Source organism: Sphingomonas sp. 66-10 (assembly GCF_001897045.1).
GTDB classification, from domain to species: domain Bacteria; phylum Pseudomonadota; class Alphaproteobacteria; order Sphingomonadales; family Sphingomonadaceae; genus Sphingomonas; species Sphingomonas lycopersici.
In genome coordinates this window covers 127-6,569 of sequence record NZ_MKRR01000078.1, presented here as the reverse complement: position 1 = coordinate 6,569, position 6,443 = coordinate 127, and the positions used below count along the sequence as shown (strand labels likewise).

Annotated in this window: 5 protein-coding genes; 3 read left to right on the top strand and 2 right to left on the bottom strand. The window is 65.2% G+C overall.

Annotated elements, in window-relative coordinates; translation table 11 throughout:
* A partial coding sequence (gene cydB, locus BGN95_RS06925) for a cytochrome d ubiquinol oxidase subunit II (RefSeq protein WP_286772067.1) occupies positions 1-1,025 on the bottom strand: 1,025 nt, incomplete at its 3' end.
* Positions 1,026-1,037: 12 nt separating this feature from the next.
* Complete coding sequence (locus BGN95_RS06920; protein ID WP_286772066.1) at positions 1,038-2,612, bottom strand: cytochrome ubiquinol oxidase subunit I; 1,575 nt, start codon at positions 2,610-2,612, stop codon at positions 1,038-1,040.
* A 90-nt stretch (positions 2,613-2,702) separates the two neighbouring features.
* Here BGN95_RS06920 and BGN95_RS06915 point away from each other — a divergent pair, with 90 nt between their 5' ends.
* The 3 genes from BGN95_RS06915 to BGN95_RS06905 form a co-directional block, all read left to right on the top strand.
* Positions 2,703-4,295, top strand: coding sequence for an ATP-binding cassette domain-containing protein (locus BGN95_RS06915; RefSeq protein ID WP_286772065.1), 1,593 nt, complete (start codon positions 2,703-2,705; stop codon positions 4,293-4,295).
* A 215-nt stretch (positions 4,296-4,510) separates the two neighbouring features.
* A complete protein-coding gene (locus BGN95_RS06910; RefSeq protein WP_286772064.1) occupies positions 4,511-5,905 on the top strand; it encodes an ATP-binding cassette domain-containing protein in 1,395 nt (464 codons plus the stop codon).
* A gap of 328 nt (positions 5,906-6,233) precedes the next feature.
* On the top strand, positions 6,234-6,443 hold a 210-nt coding region (locus BGN95_RS06905), incomplete at its 3' end, for a hypothetical protein (RefSeq protein ID WP_286772063.1).

Genomic DNA, 6,443 nt, shown 5'->3' with positions numbered 1-6,443 from the left:
CACAAGGTCATATGGCTCGACGATGCGTTCCACACCGTCAGGCTCGAGGTAGGATCGATAGAACTCGGCAGGATGAACGGGAACATCGACGCGCCGACGCTGGAAATAATCCCGATCGTCGCCAGGCTCGAACCTGCGAAGACAAGCAGATCCTGGCGTCGCGCCATCCCGACCCACGCGATCACCGGGCCGAGGAACCCGAGCAACGGCGCGAGCCATAGCCACGGATAAGCGGCGTAATTGACGAGCCAGCCCTTCGCGACCTGAGCCGTGGTCGTATCGAGCGGATTGGACGGACCCGCACGGTCGATCGCACCGGTGATGGTGTACCCGATGTTCCCCCAGGTGAGCGTCGCAAAGCCTGCGGCGTAGAGGAGGATCGCGACCACCGCCGCGACCGCGCCGAACCGCTGCGCGCGTTCCAGTACCGCGCCTTTCTCGATCTTGAGCGAGAGCCAGCCGGCGCCGTGGAGAACGAGCATCGCGACCGAAAGGAGGCCGGTGATCAGCGTGAACGGCGTGAACAGTCCGAGCAGGCCGCCCTCATAATGGAGGCGAAGGTCGCTGTCGAAGCGGAAGGGCGCCCCCAGCAGTACGTTGCCGACCGCCACGCCGAACACCAGTGCCGGGACGAGGCCGCCGATAAACAATGCCCAATCCCACCCGCTGCGCCAGCGCGTGCTCGTCCGCTTGGAGCGATACTTGAACCCCACCGGCCGAAGGATCAGCGCCGACAGCACCAGGAACATCGCGAGATAGAAGCCCGAGAAGCTCACCGCATAGACGAACGGCCAGGCTGCGAAGATCGCGCCCGCGCCGAGAATCAGCCAGACCTGATTGCCTTCCCAGGTCGGCGCGATCGTGTTGATCACCAGCCGGCGTTCCTCGTCGCCCTTTGCGACCCAGGGTAGCAATGCGGCGACGCCGAGGTCGAAGCCATCGGTGAGTGCGAAGCCGATCAGCAGCACGCCCATCAGCGCCCACCAGATCACCCGCAGCACCTCATAATCGAGCGGGATTGTCATCTCACAATCTCCTTAGTCGGCTGCGAGCGGGGCATAGCCGCCCGGATTACGTGGTGTTGCTTCCGCCGGTACGGCGATGGGCTCGGGCCCCTTGCGGATCGCCTCGAGCATCAACCGCACCTCGACCACCGCAAGCGTGCCGTAGAGCGCGGTGAACCCGGCGATCGTCGTCCAGAGCTGCGGGACGGTGAGATCGGACGCGCCGAGGAAGGTCGGCAGGACGCCATCGATCGCCCAGGGCTGGCGCCCGATCTCGGCGAGGATCCAGCCGAACTCGATCGCGACCCACGGAAGCGGGATGACCCATAAGGCCGCGCGAAGAAACCAGCGCCGGTCGAATTGCCGCCTGGTGGCGAAGACGAACGCCAGACCGAAAAAGGCGATGAAGAAGAAGCCGAGCCCGGCCATGACGCGGAAGATCCAGAACATCGCCGGCACGTTGGGCACCGTGGTCCAGGCGGCCTTTTCGATCGTCGCACGATCGGCGCGGCGCGGATCGGCAACGAAGCGCTTCAACAGCAGCGCATAGCCGAGATTGCCCTTATTCTCCTCGAAGCTCGCGCGGGCCGCCGGATCGGCGCGATTGAGCTTGAGACGCTCGACCGCATCATAAGCGAGGATGCCGCTGCCGATCTTGGCCTTGGCGTCCTCGACCAGTTCGGTGATGCCGGTCACCTCGCCGGTGACGCTGCGCGTGGCGATCAGCCCGAGCGCATAAGGGATCTTGATCTCGAACGCGGTCTCGCGCGCTTTGTTGCTCGGCAGGCCGAAGGCGGCGAAGCCGGCGGGGGCGGGTTCGGTGTGCCACATCGCCTCGATCGCGGCGAGCTTCATCTTCTGGTTGTCGGTCAGCGCATAGCCGCTTTCATCCCCGAGCACGACGACCGACAACGACGAAGCGAGCCCGAAGGCTGCGGCGACGGTGAAGGAACGGCGTGCCAGCGGCAGCCATTGCCCGCGCAGCAGGAAAAGCGCCGAAATGCCAAGGACGAACACCGATGCGGCGACATAGCCCGCGCTCACGGTATGGACGAATTTCGCCTGGGCGACGGGATTGAAGATCACCGCGGTAAAATCGGTCACTTCCATGCGCATTGTCGCCGGATTGAAGGCGGCGCCCGCGGGATGCTGCATCCAGCCATTGGCGATCAGAATCCACAGCGCCGAAAGGTTCGTGCCCAGCGCGACCATGAAGGTCACGAAAAGATGCGCCTGTTTGGACAATTTGTCCCAGCCGAAGAACATCAGGCCAACGAAGGTCGCCTCAAGGAAAAAGGCCATCAGCCCTTCGATCGCGAGCGGCGCGCCGAAGATGTCACCGACGTAATGCGAATAATAGGCCCAGTTCGTACCGAACTGAAACTCCATGGTGAGGCCGGTCGCGACTCCCAGCACGAAGTTGATGCCGAATAATTTCCCCCAAAAGCGGGTAATCTGTCGCCAGACCGGACGATCGGTCATGACGTAGAGACTTTCCATGATAACCAGGAGGAAGGACAGGCCGAGCGTCAACGGCACAAATAGAAAATGATAGAGTGCAGTAAGCGCGAACTGGAGCCGCGACAGCTCGATGACGGCCATATCCATGGCAAGATCCTTCTTTGAGGCTCAGCATTGCCGTCCGGCGAAACGCTGGATATTTGTAATTCGATATTTATGCAAGCAGATGAAGGAACTATGACGTTAACGATCCCGCGGCGCGGCACCTTCGCACCGTCGCTGTGGTGGATATTCGATGCCGCCGCTGCAGCTTTGTTCGCTGCGGCGCTTGCGCTATCGCTCAAGGCCGTGCTGGCCGCCTATACGTATTGGCCCGTAGTCGGTGCGGCCGCGATGATCGCTGCGGTACTGATTCGCTCGGCGGTCCAGGCGCGGGCGGAAGTCGCCGGGGTCACCGCCGCGAATCGGGCCAAATCGCGGGTTCGGGCGGCGCTGTTCCCGCAGCTGCTGCATTCCCGGCGCTCGGCGCGGCGACTGCTCGGCGAGGAGCTGGCGGTTGCGGTCGATCAGGTCTCCGCGCTTACCGGCTATTATGGGCGCTTCGAGCCGATCAAGCGTGCGGCAGCGATCGCGCCTTTGGTGATCGCCGCGCTGGTTGCGCTGGCGAGCCCGGTCTCGGCCGCAATCCTGATCGCGACGCTCATACCGTTCGCGCTCGGCATGGCGCTCGCCGGCGGCGCGGCGCGGCGTGCTGCCGACGCGCAGGTGGCGGCGCTCGCCCGGCTCTCGGGGCTGTTCGTCGACCGGGTCCGCTCGCTACCGATCATTCTCGCATTCGGCGCCGAGGATCGCGTTACCCGCCAGGTCGAAACGGCCACCGGCGAGGTGGCGGACCGCACTTACGCCGTTCTCAAGATCGCGTTTCTCTCGTCGGGCACGATCGAGTTCTTCTCCGCGATCTCGGTCGCGCTGGTCGCGGTCTATTGTGGCTTCAATCTCCTGGGCCTGCTGCCGTTCCCGGTTCCCGAGCATCTCGACTTGCCGCGGGCATTTTTCGCGCTCGCGCTCGCCCCGGAATTCTATCTGCCGCTGCGCCGCCTCGCCGCCGCTTATCATGAAAAGCAGCTTGGCGAGGCAGCGGAGACCGCGATTCGTGAGCGCGCGGTGCAGGCGCCGCCGGAGCCGGCGCGCCGTGTCGGCCCGATCGCCTCGATCGAGATCGAGGATGGCGTGATCGATTATGGTGCAGGCCGGAAGGTCGGCCCGTTCAGCCTGTCGGTCGCGTCCGGCGAACTGGTGGCGCTCACCGGACCGACCGGAAGCGGCAAATCCTCGCTGTTGCAGATGATCGTCGGGCTCGCGCCGCTCTCCGAGGGCGGACTGTCCGCGGGCAGGGAGGCATTTCTGCCTGGCGCGGCCAATGCGGCGATCGGCTGGGCCGGGCAGCATGTCGTGCTGCTTCCCGGAACGATCGCCGACAATATCGCGCTCGCCGATCCCAATGAAGGGAGAGCCGCAATCGAAGCCGCAGCCCATCGCGCAGGGCTCGGCGCGCTGATTGCCACGCGCCCAGCCGGCCTCGACACCTGGATTGATCCGCGCGGCTCGGGGCTGTCGGGCGGCGAGCGGCGACGACTCGCGCTGGCGCGCGTGCTTTTGTCGCGTCGCCCGGTGTTGCTGCTCGACGAGCCGACCGCCGATCTCGACGCCGCTACAGCCGCATCGATCATCACCCTGCTGCAGACGCTAAGCAGGTCTCATGCGATCCTTGCGGCGACACACGATCCAGCGCTGATCGCGGCCGCGACGCGCACCGTTGCGATCGCATGAGCGAGGTCAATCTTTCCGCGCTGTTGACGGCGAGCGCCGCACCGTGGCGCCGGACGCGACGGCTCGCCCTGTTGAGCGGCATCCTGGTCGCGGTCGCGACAATCGCGCTGCTCGCTCTTTCAGGCTGGTTCATCACCGCGGCGGCGATCGCCGGCGTTGCCGGCCCCACGGCCGCGCGCGGGTTCAACTATCTCGTTCCCGCCGCCACGATCCGCTTGCTCGCGATCCTGCGCACCGCCGGGCGCTATTTCGAGCGGCTGCTCAGCCATCAAGCCGCGCTGGGGACTCTCGCGTCGCTGCGCACGACGCTCTTCGCCAGAGCGGCCGCGGCGGAGGCAAGCGGGCGATTGCGCTTGTCGGGCGGGGAAGGGGCGAGCCTTCTCGGCCGCGACGTCGACCAGCTCGAGGACCGTGTCATTCGCGGGCCGCAGATCGCCGGTGCATTTGCCGGGTTGCTGTTCGCCGTGTTCCTGGCAGCGGTCACCGGCATCATCCCGGCGCTTTGCGTCGTGCTGTGCCTTGCCGGGGCTTGCGTGATGACCAGCTGGCTGGCGAGGCGGATGCTGCCCGATCTGGCGCAATGCGAGGCCGCCGCATCGAACGATCTCAAGGTTGCCCTTGCCGAATATGCCGCCGCTGCGGGAGAGATCGCAGTCTACGACCTCACCGCGCGGGTTTCCGCCGAGCTCGAACAGGTCGCGGCGCGTCACGATGACGCACAATTCAGGCTGGCACGCGCGGAAGCGGCGATTGCGACGATCCCGACGGCAGCGGCCGGTATCGCCTGCGCGCTCGCGCTGGCAACCGCCCATGGCGGGGCTGCGCTGGCGGCGATGGCGGCTTTGGCCGCGATTGCGGCGGGCGAATCCATCGCGGGCTATGCGCGCGCGCAGATCCGTGCTCCGTCGGTCGACGAAGCGAGCGCGAGACTGGATAAGATCGCAGCCGTGGGCTTGCCCGATCCGGTTTCCGCTTCGCCAGCTGTTCCCGGTCTCACGATCATTACTTCCGTCGGGACGCACCGGCTCATGCCCGGCGCGCGGGTGGCGATCGCCGGCCCGTCAGGCTGCGGCAAAACCCGGTTGTTGGGGACGCTCGCCGGATTGCGCACCGATGCCCCACAAGAGATCATCGTCGGCGAGCGTGCGGCCTCCGAAATGGGGCTCTACCGGCTGCGGCAGCAATTCGCGCTGGTGCCGCAGGACCCGATGCTGATCGCCGGGACAATTCTCGACAACCTGCGCCTCGCCCGTGCGGGTATCGGCGAGGACGAGATCTGGGAGGCGCTGTCGACGGCATGTCTCGATCAGGAGGTCAGAGCGCTGCCGGATCGCCTTGACCAGTGGATCGGCGAGGATGGTGCCCAGCTTTCGGGCGGTCAGCGCAAACGCCTTGCTATGGCACGTGGCCTGCTCGCCGCTCGCCCATGGCTGCTGCTTGACGAGCCGAGTGAGGGACTCGATGCGAACACCGAGGCCAAGCTCGTTGCAAGGTTGCGGGATTGGTTCGATCGATCCGGACAAGGGCTTTTGCTCGTCAGTCATCGCGCCGCGCCCCTGAGCTTGTGCGATAAGACGATAGGACTTGCCGGCGATCACCCTCGAAAGTGAAGGCGTTTGCCGTCGGTACATGCCGACAACCGTGCATTCCCGGCCCTCGTATTATCCCATATATGTATGTTCCGCCAGATTCTGCACGATGGGAATGCTCAACCGATGGTGGAATCGCCATGCGCATTTCAGTTTCTGCAATCATCCTGTTTCTCTGGCTCCTCGCGCAAATCCTGTTTCCCGTCGCGTCAGCGAACGGGCGTTCGCGCCGTGTTCCAGAGGTACTCGGCGTCGATGGCGAGGGTGGCCAAGCGAGCGCGCGCTAACGGGTTTCCCAACGAACGGGCGCAATGAGCAGATATACGGATCGAGTGACACGGCCGGCTCGATGATCATCCCAAGCCAGCTGAAAGGAGCCATGATCATGCGAAACCTATTGCTGCTCGCGGTAATGTCGGCGCTGGTCGCCTGCAAGCCCGCATCGGGGCCGGAACGGCGGAACGTTGCCGCCGGCAATTATACCGCTGCGGTCGTGAGACTGTCCGCTTCCGAGCGAGAGGGAGTTTTCCTTCGCGCGATCCTTGATGCGGGAAAGTCC